Below are 16751 nucleotides of genomic sequence, written 5' to 3'. Positions count from 1 at the left end.
TGAATAAATAAAAAATGTTAAATTAACTTGATTTAGGTTAATTAGAAATATGTGTTCATGATGACGATTTCGTCGGTGCGGGACATATTCAGCTGGTAACGGGAAATCTCGTCGATCATGTCGCGTTCAAGCGAACCGTCGCTCAGCAATTCCACCTGCCGCTCCAGCGCCACGCGCGCCTGCGTCAGCTTTGCAAGCTCAGCCGTTCTGGTCAAACGCTGCCGCTCCAACCGCTCCGTCGCCTGCAGGCCGAAGTCGCCATGGATGGAATGATACCCGAAATAGGAAAGAAAAGCGATCGTGATGGCCGGAACGATCAAACGGCCGAATCGTCTTTTTTTATGATGTCTGGTCCACATGCCGGAGAAAAGCCCTAAAACGCACAACGTGATTCTGAGACTAAGCCGGATTGTTTAACTATCCGTTGACCTTAAATTCCAATCGGCAGATCGGCATGAAAAAGCCCGCCGGAGGGCGGGCTTAGGGTGGCGATGGTACCGTCAAACTCTCCTTCGTCATGCTAGAGCCTGTCCCGAGCATCTGCAACGTATCGAAATTGAGGAGACGTTGGCAGATCCTCGGCACAAGGCCGAGGATGACGTCGAATGTGTTGCTGGGCCTGATACCAATCCCGTCACGGGCAGTAACGACCTCCCACAAAATCCTGGCGAATTACCCGCGCAGGATCGAACGGCCGGCGTAGGCAGCCTGCGGACCCAGCATTTCCTCAATGCGGATCAGCTGGTTGTACTTTGCGAGCCGGTCAGAACGGGCAAGCGAACCGGTCTTGATCTGACCGCAGTTGGTGGCGACAGCGAGATCGGCGATGGTAGAATCTTCCGTCTCGCCAGAGCGGTGCGACATGACGGCGGTGTAACCGGCCTTGTGTGCCGTTTCGACTGCATCCAGCGTCTCGGAAAGCGAACCGATCTGGTTAACCTTGACGAGAATGGAGTTGGCGACGCCCATCTTGATGCCGTCGCGAAGACGCGCGGAGTTGGTGACGAAGAGATCGTCGCCGACGAGCTGGCATTTGTTGCCGACGAGATCAGTCAGCGTCTTCCAGCCTTCCCAGTCATCTTCGGCCATGCCGTCTTCAACCGAGATGATCGGGTATTTATTGACAAGCTCGGCCAGATATTCGGCCATGGCGCCGGGCTCCAGCGTGCGGCCTTCACCTTCCAGAACGTACTTACCGTCCTTAAAGAACTCGGTCGATGCGCAGTCGAGGCCGACATACATGTCTTCGCCCGGACGGTAGCCAGCCTTTTCGATCGACTTCATGATGAAATCGAGGGCTGCCGGCGCGCTCTCGAGGCCCGGTGCAAAACCGCCCTCATCACCGACATTGGTGTTGTGGCCCTGTGCGGACAGTTCTTTTTTCAGCGTGTGGAACACTTCCGAACCCATACGCACGGCTTCGCGGATGTTTTCCGCGCCAACCGGCAGGATCATGAATTCCTGGAAGTCGATGGGGTTATCGGCATGCGCGCCGCCGTTGATGATGTTCATCATCGGAACCGGAAGCAGATGGGCGTTCGGACCGCCAACATAACGGTAAAGCGGCAGGCCGGAGGCTTCAGCCGCAGCCTTGGCGATGGCAAGCGAGACGCCGAGGATGGCGTTGGCGCCGAGGCGCGACTTGTTCGGCGTGCCGTCAAGCGCGATCATCATCTGATCGATCTGGATCTGGTTTTCAGCGTCGAAACCGCCGATGGCGTCGAAGATTTCGGTATTGACGGCTTCGACCGCCTTTTCCACGCCCTTGCCGAGATAACGCTTGCCGCCATCGCGCAGCTCAACCGCCTCATGCGCGCCAGTGGAGGCGCCGGACGGAACGGCCGCACGGCCCATGGAGCCGTCTTCGAGGTAAACATCGACTTCAACGGTCGGATTGCCGCGGCTGTCGAGAATTTCGCGCGCGATGATATCGGTAATGGCAGTCATGGTCTCTCCCTTGGGAATGGAACAGATATTTTCCGTCGCCTGTCTTAGACGATGACGAAGAAATTACAATGACGGCGGGCGGCAGAAACGGAGCGCCCGCCATTAAAATCGATTGGCACAAACCGAACGCACTGTGTCAGGCTTTGGTGATGGCGTCGAAGGCCAGAAGCTTTTCCAACAGTTTCGGCATGTCTTTCAGGTGGACCATGTTGGGGCCATCGGAAGGCGCATTGTCCGGGTCCTCGTGGGTCTCGATGAAGAGACCGGCTACGCCGACGGCCACCGCCGCCCGCGCCAAAGTCTCGACGAATTCGCGCTGGCCGCCGGTGGAACCGCCCTGCCCGCCCGGCTGCTGCACCGAATGGGTGGCGTCGAAAATGACGGGCGCACCGAGTGAAGCCATGATCGGTAGCGAACGCATGTCGGAGACGAGCGTATTGTAACCGAACGACGCGCCGCGTTCGCACAGCAGCACATTCGGGTTGCCGCTTTCATTCAGCTTGGCCAGCACGTTCTTCATGTCCCAGGGCGCCAGGAACTGGCCTTTTTTGACGTTGATGACGCGGCCGGTTTTGGCGGCGGCAACGAGAAGATCGGTCTGCCGGCTGAGGAAGGCCGGGATCTGCAGCACATCCACCACTTCGGACACGATGGCGCATTGTTCCTCGGTGTGAATATCGCTCAGAACCGGAAAGCCGAATTCCTTCTTGAGATCAGCGAAAATCTCCATCGCGCTGTCAAGACCGATGCCACGCTTGCCGGAAAGCGAGGTGCGGTTGGCCTTGTCGAAGGAGGATTTGTAAACGAGGCCGATGCCCAGACTATCGCACAGTTCCTTGAGCACGCCGGCAATCATGAAGGCATGGTCGCGGCTTTCCATCTGGCAGGGGCCGGCAATCAGCGAAAAACGCTCGGTATTGCAGAAGGAGACCTTGCTGGCACCATCGCCGGCGGTGACTTTGAGATTGTTCGTAACGCTCATCATATTTCCTCGAAGGCGAAGGCGACGCCCTGACCGGGTGCTGCGGGCACCACCAGCCGGCCGCCCGCTTCCATGCTGGAGACGCCATTAGCAGCAAGTACTGCCGCTGTCACGGCAAGATCGGTGACGGAGAAGACGATGCCTGCGCCGCGCAGCCCACCATCACCCCGATTTGAAGTATTCAGGTCAAGGTCGGCGACGGCCGGCTTTTCGGTCAATCTGATCCTGGCATTGCCGGTTGCGAAAACCATATCTCCGCCCGGGGACATCGCGGATTTACAGCCAAAGACCGTTTCGATCAGGCGAGCCGCCTTCGCATCTCCGCCGGAAAACAGGACGATTTCGAAGAGCCCTGTGACAGCGTTGGCATGCCGCTCCAGCTCAGTGCGGTCTCCCGGCAAGGCCTTCAGCCGCTGGCAGCCGAACAGGAAAAAATCCGCCGCCGCCCCGCTTGCCGCAAAAGCCAGCCGGAATGCCGCTTCGCTGCGGGAACCATCCGGCATCTGCACCGGCCGCGAAAACTCAAAAAGATCACCGGCGGACAGGCCCGCCGCGACGAACCGTTCGTGATCAACGAAAGCATCCCCACTCCTGGCAACGAGAGCCGAGAAACCTTCCGGACCACAGCTTTCGCGAAAGGCTCGGTCCCTGCCGGTGAATACGTCACCTCTGTTAGCGGACTCACCATATTTAGCCGGGTCATTAACTGCGAGAGGCTCCAGATAGGTGCCATCGGCAAGGAACACACAGGCATTCGCCGTGCCGAAGGGATGAACCGCCAAAGGCGCAACGGTGAAGCCGAGATTTGCAAGCCGCGCGGTGGCGATGTCGATCTGTGCAACCGGCAATACGAGATGATCTACGTGGTTAGGACTCAATGGAAAGGCCCTTCGTCAGGAGGAGGCATTGTCTGGCACCAGAAAAGCACGCGGAAAACTGCGAGGCAAACCGTTGGCCGGAGGAGACGTGTTATTTCGTGGCCGGGTATCGACTGCATAATTCTGTCTGATGGTACAATTGTTGACTTGTAAACAATCTATTTGTAGATTTTCTGAACAGATTGTCGGGTTTGATGGCGCCTCATGCGAACGATATGATGACGCCGGTCGCGCTCTTTTTGAGACATGCGGCAAATTTGGCGAAGCATGAAACGGAAACATCATGGACCACCTCCCCCGCAAGACGATGGACGTCAATATCGACCGGCTGGAGACAGCGCTTGGATTTCTCATCCGCCTGGCGCAGCTCAAGACCTACGATGATTTCTTCACCGCACTTGGTGAATCCGGCATGCGGCCGGGCGAATTCTCAGTGCTTTTCGTCATCATGCACAATCCCGGCATTCGCCAGACGGCGCTCGGCCAGCGGCTGATGATCAAGCGCGCCCATATGACCAAGCTGATCCGCGCCTTCGAAGACAGGAACCTCGTGACCCGCCGCGTTCCGGATGATGACCGCCGGGCCATCGAGCTGACATTGACGGCTGAAGGCGTGGCGCATGTGCGCAAGGAAAGCGAATGGTTCTTTTCGCATGAGGCAACGCTCGGCGCAGGCCTGACCAATGCCGAGCACGATCAGTTCATTGTCCTGCTGCATAAATTTCTAGGTATGAATTTGGGAGGAACAGGCCGTGAATATTGATGAACTTATTGCCATCGATGTGCATACCCATGCGGAGGAGCCCTGCTGTGGCCCGCGCGACGATGGTTACGATGAATTCCAGGCGGGCATGGCGAAATATTTCAAGAACCCCGCCGGCCACAAGGGCATGTTGCCGACCGTGCAGGAAACCGCCGCCTATTATCGTGAGCGCAAGATCGGCTGTGTGATCTTTCCGGTCGACGCGGAGCGGGAGACCGGTTTTCGACGTTACGAAAATGAAGAGGTGGCGAAGATCGCCGCCGAGAACAGCGATATCATGATCCCTTTCGCATCGATCGATCCCGCCAAGGGCAAGGCCGGCGCGCGCGAGGCACGACGGCTTGTGCGCGAATTCGGGGTAAAGGGTTTCAAATTCCATCCGACGATGCAGGGTTTTTACCCGAATGACCGGATGGCCTATCCGCTTTACGAAGCCATTGCCGAGGAAGGCGCGATTACGCTTTTTCACACCGGGCAGACCGGCGTTGGCGCTGGTCTTCGCGGCGGCATGGCAATGCGGCTCAAATTTTCGAACCCGATCCACCTCGATGATGTGGCGGTGGATTTTCCCGACATGCCGATCATCCTCGCACATCCTTCCTTCCCCTGGCAGGAAGAGGCGCTGTCAGTCGCCACCCACAAGCCGAATGTCTATATCGATATGTCCGGCTGGTCGCCTAAATATTTCCCGCCGATCCTGGTGCAATATGCCAATTCGCTCCTGAAACACAAAATGCTGTTCGGCTCGGATTGGCCGGCAATGACGCCGGAGCGCTGGCTCAACGACTTCGCCAATATTTCGATAAAGGACGAAGTTCGGCCGCTCATCCTCAAGGAAAATGCACGCAGGCTGCTAAAACTGTAGCCTCAGTCTGCAAAGCAGAGATTAAAGCCTCGGCGTCGAGCCGGGGCTTTTTTGAAAGAAACGGACCTTTGAGATTTGAGAGCGACGCGGCGCTCCTGCTTTTCACAATAGCAAAGGCCCACCGGTTCCGGCGGGCCTTGTTTTTTTTGATCGCTTCATATGGTGCCGCGCGAACGGGCGCGGGCAGACGGAGCCTTCTCAGGACGCCTTTTTGGTGCGCCAGCTGTCGGCGTAATTGTCGCGTGCTTCCGCGGCGTAAGGCGTTTCTGAAACGCGGACGCGGATTTCCTTCTGCTTGTGGCGCTCCGTCGAGGTCTTGGCGGAGCCGCCATCTGGCTCGCCCCAGACAAGCGTGAGAACGTCGCCGATCTGGATGTCATTGTCGACGATGCCGAGCGACAATATGCAGCGCTCATTATAGGAATAGCCGGTGAACATCGACATCCCCACATGTTTGCCGCCCTTCAGGATAAGGTCTGCGCCCGTCGAAGCGTAATTGGCCTGCGGGAAATCGATCCACTTGTAATGGTCTTCGCCAGGACGGAAGGCTGAGGCGATGACGTCAACGACATCCTCTGCATTCCATTCGAAGGTCACCTTCTTGCGATGCGTTTTGCCCTTCATGGCCTCGAGCGCCGACTTGCCAATGAAATCGTCCTTCTTCCAGCCAATATAGAAGTCATAACCGAGTTCGAACGGATTGACGTAATAGTCCTCGATATTCTCGGAAACGAAGCTTCCGCCGATCGCGCCCGTGGCCTCGTAGCTATCCGCGCCCAGCCAGTCGCGATAATCCTTCAGCATGCCGTCGCCGGTGTAAATGCCCGGCAGAGGCGACGGGATCCAGCCCGATTCGAGCGTGTTGGTGGAATAGGCCCGGCTGCCGCAGCGCACGAGATTGACGCCGGCCTGTTTGGCTGCCTCGAGGATGCAGGACAGGATGTAGCTCTTGTCCTCATACGGTCCCCATACTTCGAGACCGGGCGCGCCGGACATGCCGTGACGCAGCGCCTGTACTTTCTTCGAGCCGATATTGATCCAGTCGACATGGAAGAACTTGATATCCGGGATCGGCCCACCATTCATCTTCTCGAAGATCTTCGGGGCATCCGGTCCCTGGATCTGGTAGCGGTAGTGGGTGCGAAGCACACGCTCGCCTTCCGGCCGCGACGGAGACCGAGGATCATGCTTGATACGCACATTCCACTTGCCATAGGCAGCGCAGAACATCAGCCAGCTCGAGGTCGGAGCGCGGCCGACGAGGATGAACTTGTCCTGACGCTCGCGGAAAATGATGTGGTCACCAATGACGTGACCATCAGGAGTTACCGGAACGAAATGCTTGGCGCGGTTGAGATCGAAATTCGAAAAGGAGTTGATGCCGTGATAGGCAAGGAATTTCTCCGCATCGGGCCCTTCAACGATCAATTCGTCCATGTGGTGGGACTGGTCAAACAACACGGCACCCTCGCGCCATGCGGCCTGCTCGGAACGCCAGTTGCTGAACTCACCGGCGACAACCGGGTATACATACATTCCGATTTTTGAGTTGCGGAGCATTTCAACGGGGTTCGGATATTGCTTCAAAACCTCGGTCAGACTGGAATTTGCCATTGTCATCTCCTCCCTGGCAATCGCATCTATGTATACATGAAACGCTGTGCTTTGATAAATTGCAAGCGCAAAATTACCGCGTCAGGGAGGGTGTCGACAAAAATAAAGGCGGCGCCAAAAGGCGCCACCCCTGGATTTGCAGCGATTTCCGCCGCTTAGTCGCTGATGAGTGCGAGACCCGGAACCTGCGCAATCAGTTCAGGCGCTTCGCGGATCATGTATTCAAGATTGGTGCGTGCTGTGCGGGAATGCTCCCGCGCCACAGCCTCCGCGCGCGCGCCTTCCCGCGCCACGATTGCCGCGACTATCGCCTTGTGCTGCTCCTGTGCGCCTCGCAGCGAGCGGCGAAAGGCGCCAATATTCGCCTTGTCGGGCAGAAAGGCCGAAGGGGACGCAAAAGGCAGGGAGCTTGCGCGCTCGACCTCGCGGCGAATCATCTCACTGCCGCAGAGCGCCGCCAGTTGATGATGAAAAATCCGATTGAGCGCTGCGTAACCATCGAAATCGACGTCATCGACACGATCACCGAAGCACAGGTCCAATTGCTGGACAGTGGCATCGATCTCCTCCAGCGCCACTTTCGAGACACCGCGCTCAGCGGCAAGCCGCGCCGCCGTACCCTCCATGACGCCACGTACTTCAATGGCATCCACGACATCCGCAAAACCAAAGCGGCGCACAACAAATCCGCCGCCCGGCAGACGATTAAGCAAACCTTCTTCCGTGAGGCGTGACAGCGCTTCGCGCACCGGAGTTCGGGAAATATCCAGAAGCTCGGCGGTCGACACTTCGAAGAGCCGCATGCCGCCAGGCAATTCGCCACTCAGGATTTTTTCCCTGAGTTCGATCACCGCCCGGCCGCCATGTGTCGCAGCATCCACCTGCCTCATATCTCACCCCTTCCATCCACCGGAGCGCCGCCATCAACGACATCGAGCACGCTTATTCAAGCGACATGCCATGTATACATTAGCAACTCAAGCAACAGGACACAGAACTTCACCACCGACAGGACATGCCGCCTCCCTTTGAAATCGCACAGAAATCATAGGCTAAACCGACACCATCGCATCAACATGTATTCATTCAATCTAATTAAGATTAAATAATTCGTCAATATTCTTGGTTTTTCGCAAAATTTTGATTGAAGTAGCCGTTTCATGTATACATAATCAGGTCTCGCTAAGGGAGAAAGCGATGGGTTGGTCGAGTTTTTGGGATAATTCCGGTGCCGACGGAGATGTTGTCAGATCTAGCAACATCCTGGCTGGCTGGTCGATCGAGGTCATGCCGCGCACTGCGGCAAAGATCGATGATTTCAGAAATATTCTGCCTGATGGCACGCGGGTTTACATCGCCCACATAGACGGAACGCCGATAGCCGACATGGTATCCACCGCAAAGCGCTTGCATGACGAAGGCTTTCCCGTGATGCCGCATCTGCCGGCGCGTGGCATCAGCGGCAAAAACGAGCTGGAGGACTGGCTGAAGCGTTACCAGGGCGAGGCCGGCGTGACGCAGGCGCTGCTGCTGGGTGGCGGCCAGAAACAGCCCGCTGGCAGTTTTTCGAGCTCGATCGACATGATTGAGACGGGCCTCTTCGACAAGATGGGGTTTACCCACCTTCATCTGGCCGGCCATCCCGAGGGTAATCGCGACATAGACAGCGATGGCTCTTCAAGAGGTGTCGATCAGGCCTTGTTGTGGAAGCAGGATTTCGCCAGCCGCACCGACGCCCGGCTTGCCCTGACGACCCAATTCGCCTTCGAAGCGAAGGTGGTTATCGAATGGGCAAAACGCATCGGGAATATGGGTGTGACAATTCCTGTTCACGTCGGTATTGCTGGTCCGACAAAACTGCAGACATTGATCAAATTCGCAATCGCCTGCGGCGTTGGGCCGTCTCTGAAGGTGCTGCAGAAGCGCGCGCTTGATCTTTCGAGGCTCTTCGTTCCTTACGAGCCGACCGATTTCATCGCCGAACTTATCGACCACAAGGCGGCAAATCCCGATAGTCTCATCGAGCATGTCCATATTTTTCCGCTCGGCGGCATCAAGCCCTCTGCCGAGTGGATGAAGAAACATGCCTCCACCGGGACGCTGGCCAATGTCGCCTGAGAAAGCTTATTCTCAGGCGATATTGCGAGATGGCTTGAGGACAGTGCCGTCAGGCCGTCGTGTCCGGTGCTTTCAGCCGCGTAGCGCGTTTTTCAAGAAAGGCGCGCAGGCGTTCTTCGGCTTCGGGGCTGGCCGCCGTGAAGGAGGAAATGAAGGACTCGACGAACAGCCCGTCCTCCTTGGCCATATCCTGAATGCGGGGAAGCGCGTTGATAACGGCATAGTTGGACAAAGGTGCATTGGACGCTGCAATGGTGGCGAGCTCCTGCGCCTTCGCAAGCGCTTCGCCGCGCGGCACAGCATATTGCACAAGGTTCCAGCGTTCGGCTTCGGCGGACGAAGCGACCCGTCCAGTCAGCATCATGTCGCTCATGCGGGCGACCCCCAGCAGCCGCGCGATGCGGACGGATCCGCCTCCCCCAACGAAAATGCCGCGTTGGCCCTCGGGCAACGCAAAGAAGGCGCTTTCGTCGGCAACCCGCAGATGGGTCGAGGCGGCCAGCTCCAACCCACCGCCGACGACCGCGCCATGCAGGGCGGAAACCCACGGTATGGTGCCATGCTCGATCTGCGAGAACACGGCGTGCCAGCGGCGGGAGCCGCGCACGCCTTCGATCGGCGTCTTGTGGATATGTTCGCCAAGATCGAGACCGGCGCAGAAATGATCGCCATGACCGAAAATGACGGCGGCACGGGCTTCGTTTTCCGCCCGCGCGGCGGCGGCGGCAATAGCCTCAACGAAACGGTCACTGATGGCGTTGCGCTTTTGTGGCCTGTTGAGGCCAACAAGGGCGATGTCACCCCGCAATTCGTAAGAGACAAATTCTTCTGTCATTTTTTCGCTCATGGCGAGGTCTCCGATAATTTCGTCTCATATACAATCTATCTTCCGCATTTTGTTTACAAGGATATTATTTTCTTGTAATCATTTTTTTGACAAAAGATTATTCGTACGGTTCGCGTAAATGACGTCTGGGAGGAGGTCGTGACGATGAGTGTGAAACTTTGGTCGCCAGATGTCGCATGGGAGAAGCGGCCGAACGGCGAGATCATGATCTGGCGGAACGATCCGCTTGGCCCCTATCCGCAGAAATTGAATGAGCGTCTCCTTCACTGGTGTCGTTCGGCACCGGAGCGCACATGGATGGCCGACCGTCAGGGTCGCGAGCCATGGCGCCGGGTCAGCTACGCCGAGGCTCTCGACAAGATACGGCGTATCGGCCAGTTCCTTCTCGATCATGACCTTTCGGTCGAGAGGCCGCTGCTGGTGCTTTCTGAAAATTCCATCGAGCATGCGTTGATGGTGCTTGCGGCCCAGCATGTCGGTATCGCCTCGGCTGCCATCACGCCGGCCTATGCCACGTCGGCCGATCTCACCAAACTCGCCGACATCCGCGGGCAGATCACCCCGGGGATGGTTTTTGCCGAGGATGCGACGCCCTTTCGCCGGGCGCTCGGCGAGGTTTTCGACGACGGTACACCGCTGGTCGGCCTCCGCAACCTGCCGGAAGATCGTTCCAATACGTTTCATTTCGAAACCCTGCTTGAAACGGAGCCGACCGAAGCGGTTGATCGTGCTTTCGATGCGGTCGGGCCGGATACCGTCGCCAAATTCCTTTTCACGTCAGGCACGACTGGTTCGCCCAAAGCGGTCATCCAGACGCAACGCATGTTGTGCTCCAATCAGGAAATGATTGCCGATTGTTATGGCTACTTTCGCGAGGAGCCGCCGGTCGTCGTTGATTGGGCGCCATGGAACCACACGGCCGCGGGGAACAAGGTGTTCAACCTCGTCCTCTATAATGGCGGTACCTATTATATCGATCGCGGCAAGCCCAGCCCGGCGCAGATCGGCCAGACACTGGACAATCTCCGGGACATATCGCCCACCTGGTATTTCAACGTTCCCGCTGGCCACGAAATGCTGGTCCAGGCAATGCGCAAGGACGAGGCGCTGTGCCGCAGCTTTTTTCGCGACCTGAAGATGCTGATGTATGCCGGTGCCGGCATGGCGCAGCACACATGGGATGCGCTGACGGAGCTTTCCATGGCAACGGTCGGCCATGCGGTTCTCATGGGTGCCGGCCTCGGCTCGACGGAGACGGCACCCTTCTCGCTGTTCTGCACCGAACCGCAGGACAAGCCCGGCAATATCGGTATCCCGGCGCAGGGCGTGACGATGAAACTCGTGCCCTTCGATGGCCGGTACGAATTACGGCTGAAAGGCCCGAACATCACGCCCGGTTACTGGCGTAATGGCGAATTGACGGCGGCAGCCTTCGACGAGGAAGGGTTCTATCGAATCGGCGATACCGTCAAATTTGCCGTCGCGGACGATCCGCGCCGCGGCTTTTATTTCGATGGCCGCATGGCGGAAAACTTCAAGCTGCAGACCGGCACCTGGGTGGCCGTCGGGCCTTTGCGCGCGCAATTAGTCAACATGTTCGCCGGGCTGATCCGTGATGCCGTCATAACGGGCGAAAACCGGGCCGAACTGGGCGCTCTCGTCGTGCCATTCATACCGGCGCTACGTGAGCTTGTTCGCGGTTCGCAACATCTCTCCGATGCGGAGATCATCCGGCACCCGAGTGTCAGGGCGCAGATTGTCGCGAAGCTTTCGGCGCATCAAAAACAGGCGAGCGGTTCCGCAAGCCGCGTCATGCGCATTCTCGTGATGGAAGACGCGCTGCGCTTCGAGAAAGGCGAGGTTACGGACAAGGGATCGATCAACCAGCGCGCCGTGCTTCTGCATCGCAAGGAGCTCGTAGAGTCACTTTACGGCGACACGCCGCAGGTCATCACCGTTGGCAGAGAGGTAGCAGCATGAATATCGAAGGCGCAGGCGCACTCGTCACGGGTGCGGCATCCGGCCTCGGGGCGGCCGTGGCGCGAATGCTCGCGGCTCGCGGCGCGGCGGTCACCATTTTTGACCGTAACGGCGAAGCCGGCAAAAAGCTGGCGGCGGAGATCGGCGGTAAGGCCGTTCAAGGCGATGTGACAAGCGACGCCGATGCGCAGGCGGCAATAAAGGTAGCCGCTTCCGCCAAAGGCGGCCTTCGTATTCTCGTCAATTGCGCGGGCATCGGCACCGCGGGTCGAATTCTCGGTCGCGAAGGGCCGCAACCGCTTGGCGATTTCGAACAGGTCATCCGCGTCAACCTGATCGGCACCTTCAACATGATGCGGCTTGCGGCCGCTCACATGGCTGAGAGGGAACAGGATGAAGGCCAAGACAGTCGCCAAGACAATGGTGTGATCGTCAACACGGCGTCGGTTGCCGCTTTCGAGGGCCAGATCGGGCAAGCGGCCTATGCCGCGTCGAAAGGCGGCATCGTTTCACTCGCCCTGCCCGCAGCACGCGAACTTGCCCGCTTCCGCATTCGGGTGAACACCGTGGCGCCCGGCATTTTCCTGACCCCCCTGCTTCAGGGATTGCCGCAGGAGGTTCAGGAGAGCCTTGCGGGCCAGATACCCCACCCTTCCCGGCTCGGCGATCCAGCCGAATTCGCCGATACGGTGCGCTTTCTCATCGAGAACGATTACATGAACGGTGAAGTCATCCGGCTGGATGGCGCGATCCGCATGCAGCCGCGGTGATGTGATGAGTTTTTCAACCCAGGCGGCCCGCACGATGGAGCTTCTGAAGGCAACGTCCGGCTGGCGTCGCATCCAGTCTCTCCGTGGCGATTGCGATGATGCCCTGGTAGTGGCCATCCTCAACGAAGCGGCGCGTTTTGCCGAAACCGTGCTTGAACCGCTCAATACACCCGCCGATCGTGAAGGCTGCACCGTGGTCGATGGCCGCGTTCGCGTTCCCACCGGTTTTGCCGATGCTTTTCGGCGGCATGCGGGCGATGGCTGGCTGGCCATGGATGTGCCGGAACGCTTCGGCGGTCAGGCTCTGCCGCTGGTGTTACAGGCCGCCTGCGCTCCACTTTTCGAACGGGGCTGCGTGGCGCTGATGATGGCGTCAGGCTCGACCCGCGCCGCCTGTCACCTTCTTGCCGAGACCGCGGAAGGAGCCGTTGCGGACGAATGGGTGCCGCGCCTTGCGGCGGGGGAATGGGCTGCCACCATCTGCATTTCCGAGCCTGATGCCGGTTCCGACCTCGCCCGTCTGCGCAGTCGCGCCGTCTTCAGGGAAGGCGCATGGCGCATCGAGGGTCGGAAAATCTGGATATCCTTCGGCGACCATGACATGGCGATGCGTATCGGCCATTGTCTTCTCGCCCGCACCGGCGAAGAAACCGGGACGCGCGGCCTCAGCCTTTTCCTTGTGCCGGATGAGATCGATGGCGAACGCAACGGCGTCACCGTCGAGCGGATCGAGGAAAAAATGGGGCTGCACGGCTCGCCCACCTGCGCGCTGCGTTTCGACGGTGCCCGCGGCCTCTTACTGGGTGAGGAAGGGCGCGGGCTGGCGCAGCTTTTCGCCATGATCGAATTGATGCGGTTGCAGACCGGCTGTCAGGGGCTGGGACTGGCCTCGGCCGCCATCGATATTGCCGAAACCTATGCGCAGGAGCGCCAACAAGGCGGCGATCCGGCAAAACCCGCCGTCGCCATCGCACACCACCCCGATATTCGCCGCCAGCTTCAGGAAGCCCGCCTGCGCACGGAAACATTGCGGGCAGCAACACTGGAACTCGCAACAGTCATGGATCTTGCCCGCATGGAGCCGAAGGAAGAGCTGCGCGGCGATTTGCAGGCGCTCTCGCGCTGGCTGCTGCCGCTTGTCAAGAATTTCGGTGCGGATGCCGGCTTCACCGTCTCCAATCAGGCCATCCAGATACTTGGCGGTGCGGGTTACACCCGGGAATGGCCGCTTGAGCAATATCTGCGCGATGCCCGGGTGATGACGATCTATGAAGGCACCACCGGCATGCAGGCGATCGACCTTCTGACAAGGCGGCTGTGGCGGGAAGGCGGAAAGGGTCTCGACGTTTTTCTGAAACGCGCCCGCAGCGAACTCGCTGATTACCGGTCCGACAAAACCAAAGCGGCAGCATCCGTGCTGGATGCTTTCGAGGCCGAGAGCCGACGCATGGCGGCGCTGGAAAACGAGCCGGAAACCGGCCTCTGGCAGGCCAACAACTATCTGAACGCCGCCTGGGAGGCATTCGCCGCATGGATGACCGTGCGGGTCGAAGGCGTCGCGGATGCGCAGGCACGGCGGACGGGAAAAGCGGCCTGACGTCACGAAAAGAATGAGACGCATTTTTCAGGGCTGTCACCGACGCCCGATCATTGGGAGGGAAGACAATGAATAAACGCATCAACACATGGATGGCAACTGCCGTCGCCTTGACGATCACAGCAGGCTCCGCCTTTGCCGATGTGACCATCGGCGTGACCATACCAACCACTGGGCCGGGTGCTGCGCTCGGCATTCCGCTCAAGCAATCGATCGAATTCTGGCCGGCCGATATTGATGGCGAAAAGCTGAAGGTCATCCTGCTCGACGATGCCGGCGATCCGTCCGTCGCAACCACCAATGCCCGGCGTTTTGCCAGTGACGACAAGGTCGATGTTATCGTCGGTTCGGCGCTGACGCCGGCAGCCATTGCCGTCGCCGGCGTTGCCAATGAGACGGAAGTTCCGCATTTCGCGCTGTCGCCGATCCCGCCGACGGCAACGAAGAAATGGAACTTCGTCATGCCGCAATTTTCCACGGTTCTGGTGAAGAGCATGTTTGCGCGCATGCAGAAGGACGGCGTCAAACGTGTCGCCTTTATCGGTTTTGCCGATTCCTACGGCCAACAATGGGTCGATGCGCTGAAGGCTACCGGCAAGGACTACGGCCTCGAACTGGTCGCGGAGGAGCGTTATGCGCGCGCCGACACGTCCGTTTCGGGTCAGGTGCTGAAGTCGCTTGCCGCACGTCCGGACGCCATCTTCATCGGCGCTTCCGGCACGGGCGCCGCCCTGCCCCAGATCGGGGTGCGCGAGCGCGGTTTCAAGGGCAAGGTCTATGTCGTTTCCGGCGCCGTAACATTCGATTTCCTGCGCATTGCCGGCAAGGCCGTCGACAATACCGTGTTTGCGTCCGGTCCGGTCATGGTCGCGGAAGATCAGCCGGACAGCGCGCCGACCAAACAGGAAGGCCTCGCTTATCTCAAGGCTTTCGAAGGCAAGTTCGGCCCCAACACCCGCACCCAGTTCGGCTCGCATGTCTGGGACGTCATGGTGATCCTCAAGAAGGCCGTTCCGGTGGCGTTGAAAAAGGCAAAGCCCGGCACTGCCGAATTCCGCGCCGCCCTTCGCGACGCCATTGAGACCAGCGGTCCGTATAACGCCACCCACGGCGTCTACGAATTCACCGCCGACAATCATTACGGGCTCGACCAGCGCGGGGTCGTGTTGCTGACAGCGGCCGACGGCAAATTCGTGTTGCTGCCGGACAATAAATAAAGCTCCCCATTCAAGACGGGCCGGGAGCCTGCTCCCGGCTCGAACGCGCAGCCGCAGACCCGGCGAGCCCGATGGCAGTTCGCCGGTCATCGAAAATGCCCATCGCGCATCACGCAAGGCCAAACCAAAGGGTGTATTTTGGACGCGACAATTGCCACTTTCCTGATCCAGGACGGCGTCACCAACGGCGCGATTTATGCGCTGCTGGGCCTTGCCATCGTTCTGGTTTTCTCGGTCACGCGGGTGATCTTCATTCCGCAGGGTGAGTTCGTCGCCCATGGCGCTTTGACCCTGGCGCTGCTGGATGCCGGCCGTGTGCCGGGCACGCTGAACCTGCTGCTGTGCATGGGCGTCGTCGCTCTTGTGCTGGATCTGTGGGCAATGCGGCGGGACATGCGCCTTCCGCGACTGTTGCAGGCGCTTGCCGTCAACCTTGCCCTGCCCGGCGCGATTTACGGGCTCGTCGCAATTCTGGCGCCCATGCAGCTCCCCTCGTTCCTGCGTGCCATGATTACCATCGCGATCATCGCGCCCATGGGATATTACGTCTATCGCATCGCCTACCGGCCGCTTTCCGATGCTTCCGTTCTCGTTCTGCTGATTGCCTCCGTCGGTGTGCATCTGGCGTTGATGGGCCTCGGGCTCGCTTTCTTCGGTCCGGAAGGCCTGCGCGCGGCGGCGCTCAGTGATGGTGGTTTCACGCTGGGGCCAATGCTCGTTACTGCCCAGAGCATTTTCATCTATCTCGCGACCATCCTCGTCATGATCGGTCTTTACCTGTTTTTCGAAAAGACACTGCTCGGCAAGGCGCTGAAAGCAACGGCGATCAACCGGCTCGGCGCCCGTCTCGTCGGTGTTCGAACGGAACTCACCGGCGTCACCGCCTTTGTGCTGGCCGCAGCCATAGCCGCGATTTCGGGCGTATTGATCGGGCCAATCACGACCATCTTCTACGATACGGGCTTCCTCATTGGTCTCAAGGGTTTTGTCGCTGCCATTCTCGGCGGCATGGCGAGCTTTCCCGTCACGGCGGTTGCGGCGGTGGGCGTTGGACTCATCGAGGCTTTCGCCTCCTTTTTTGCTAGCGACTTCAAGGAGATCATCGTGTTCGGCCTCATCGTGCCCGTTTTGATCTGGCTTTCCTTCGGCGCAAGCCATCATGAGGAAGAGTGA

Annotated in this window: 15 protein-coding genes; 8 read left to right on the top strand and 7 right to left on the bottom strand. The window is 58.9% G+C overall.

What is annotated here, in order from left to right:
* Nucleotides 1-41 precede the first annotated feature (41 nt).
* The 4 genes from ATU_RS07040 to ATU_RS07025 form a co-directional block, all read right to left on the bottom strand.
* A complete protein-coding gene (locus ATU_RS07040; RefSeq protein WP_010971616.1) occupies nucleotides 42-359 on the bottom strand; it encodes an FtsB family cell division protein in 318 nt (105 codons plus the stop codon).
* Nucleotides 360-672: 313 nt separating this feature from the next.
* Nucleotides 673-1947 (bottom strand): phosphopyruvate hydratase, encoded by a 1275-nt coding sequence (gene eno / locus ATU_RS07035; RefSeq protein WP_006312487.1) that lies wholly within the window; start codon nucleotides 1945-1947, stop codon nucleotides 673-675.
* A gap of 136 nt (nucleotides 1948-2083) precedes the next feature.
* The gene (kdsA, locus tag ATU_RS07030) at nucleotides 2084-2929 is read right to left on the bottom strand and encodes a 3-deoxy-8-phosphooctulonate synthase (protein WP_010971614.1); all 846 of its coding nucleotides are present in this window, start codon (nucleotides 2927-2929) and stop codon (nucleotides 2084-2086) included.
* Nucleotides 2929-3807 carry a VOC family protein gene (locus ATU_RS07025; RefSeq protein WP_010971613.1) on the bottom strand — a complete coding sequence of 293 codons (879 nt, stop codon included), beginning with the start codon at nucleotides 3805-3807 and terminating at the stop codon, nucleotides 2929-2931. Before ATU_RS07025 ends, kdsA begins: the two co-directional genes overlap by 1 nt.
* Before the next feature lie 283 nt (nucleotides 3808-4090).
* On the opposite strand from ATU_RS07025, the gene ATU_RS07020 reads away from it, so the two are divergent.
* Together ATU_RS07020 and ATU_RS07015 are read left to right on the top strand one after the other, a co-directional pair.
* On the top strand, nucleotides 4091-4570 hold the full coding sequence (locus ATU_RS07020; RefSeq protein ID WP_035256618.1) for a MarR family winged helix-turn-helix transcriptional regulator: 480 nt from the start codon (nucleotides 4091-4093) through the stop codon (nucleotides 4568-4570).
* The gene (locus ATU_RS07015) at nucleotides 4560-5435 is read left to right on the top strand and encodes a 4-hydroxyphenyl-beta-ketoacyl-CoA hydrolase (protein WP_010971611.1); all 876 of its coding nucleotides are present in this window, start codon (nucleotides 4560-4562) and stop codon (nucleotides 5433-5435) included. The genes ATU_RS07020 and ATU_RS07015 overlap by 11 nt, the downstream gene beginning before the upstream one ends.
* Before the next feature lie 198 nt (nucleotides 5436-5633).
* Here ATU_RS07015 and ligM read toward each other — a convergent pair whose 3' ends face one another.
* Both ligM and ATU_RS07005 read right to left on the bottom strand, forming a co-directional pair.
* Nucleotides 5634-7049, bottom strand: a complete 1416-nt coding sequence (gene ligM, locus ATU_RS07010; RefSeq protein ID WP_010971610.1) for a vanillate/3-O-methylgallate O-demethylase — start codon at nucleotides 7047-7049, stop codon at nucleotides 5634-5636.
* Between the two features lie 155 nt (nucleotides 7050-7204).
* Nucleotides 7205-7939, bottom strand: coding sequence for a GntR family transcriptional regulator (locus ATU_RS07005; protein WP_010971609.1), 735 nt, complete (start codon nucleotides 7937-7939; stop codon nucleotides 7205-7207).
* A gap of 307 nt (nucleotides 7940-8246) precedes the next feature.
* Here ATU_RS07005 and ATU_RS07000 point away from each other — a divergent pair, with 307 nt between their 5' ends.
* The gene (locus ATU_RS07000) at nucleotides 8247-9167 is read left to right on the top strand and encodes a methylenetetrahydrofolate reductase (RefSeq protein WP_010971608.1); all 921 of its coding nucleotides are present in this window, start codon (nucleotides 8247-8249) and stop codon (nucleotides 9165-9167) included.
* Between the two features lie 49 nt (nucleotides 9168-9216).
* Here ATU_RS07000 and ATU_RS06995 read toward each other — a convergent pair whose 3' ends face one another.
* On the bottom strand, nucleotides 9217-10014 hold the full coding sequence (locus ATU_RS06995; protein WP_006312496.1) for a crotonase/enoyl-CoA hydratase family protein: 798 nt from the start codon (nucleotides 10012-10014) through the stop codon (nucleotides 9217-9219).
* 144 nt (nucleotides 10015-10158) lie between these two features.
* Here ATU_RS06995 and ATU_RS06990 point away from each other — a divergent pair, with 144 nt between their 5' ends.
* The 5 genes from ATU_RS06990 to ATU_RS06970 all read left to right on the top strand — a co-directional run bounded on the left by ATU_RS06990 (nucleotide 10159) and on the right by ATU_RS06970 (nucleotide 16751).
* Nucleotides 10159-11994, top strand: coding sequence for an AMP-binding protein (locus tag ATU_RS06990; protein WP_010971607.1), 1836 nt, complete (start codon nucleotides 10159-10161; stop codon nucleotides 11992-11994).
* Nucleotides 11991-12764, top strand: a complete 774-nt coding sequence (locus ATU_RS06985; RefSeq protein ID WP_010971606.1) for an SDR family NAD(P)-dependent oxidoreductase — start codon at nucleotides 11991-11993, stop codon at nucleotides 12762-12764. Before ATU_RS06990 ends, ATU_RS06985 begins: the two co-directional genes overlap by 4 nt.
* A gap of 4 nt (nucleotides 12765-12768) precedes the next feature.
* Nucleotides 12769-14361 (top strand): acyl-CoA dehydrogenase family protein, encoded by a 1593-nt coding sequence (locus ATU_RS06980; RefSeq protein ID WP_236762265.1) that lies wholly within the window; start codon nucleotides 12769-12771, stop codon nucleotides 14359-14361.
* Between the two features lie 68 nt (nucleotides 14362-14429).
* A complete protein-coding gene (locus tag ATU_RS06975; protein WP_010971604.1) occupies nucleotides 14430-15578 on the top strand; it encodes an ABC transporter substrate-binding protein in 1149 nt (382 codons plus the stop codon).
* Nucleotides 15579-15716: 138 nt separating this feature from the next.
* Nucleotides 15717-16751 (top strand): branched-chain amino acid ABC transporter permease, encoded by a 1035-nt coding sequence (locus tag ATU_RS06970; protein ID WP_010971603.1) that lies wholly within the window; start codon nucleotides 15717-15719, stop codon nucleotides 16749-16751.

The organism is Agrobacterium fabrum str. C58 (genome assembly GCF_000092025.1).
Taxonomy (GTDB): domain Bacteria; phylum Pseudomonadota; class Alphaproteobacteria; order Rhizobiales; family Rhizobiaceae; genus Agrobacterium; species Agrobacterium fabrum.
This window is presented reverse-complemented; position numbering and strand designations above follow the sequence as displayed.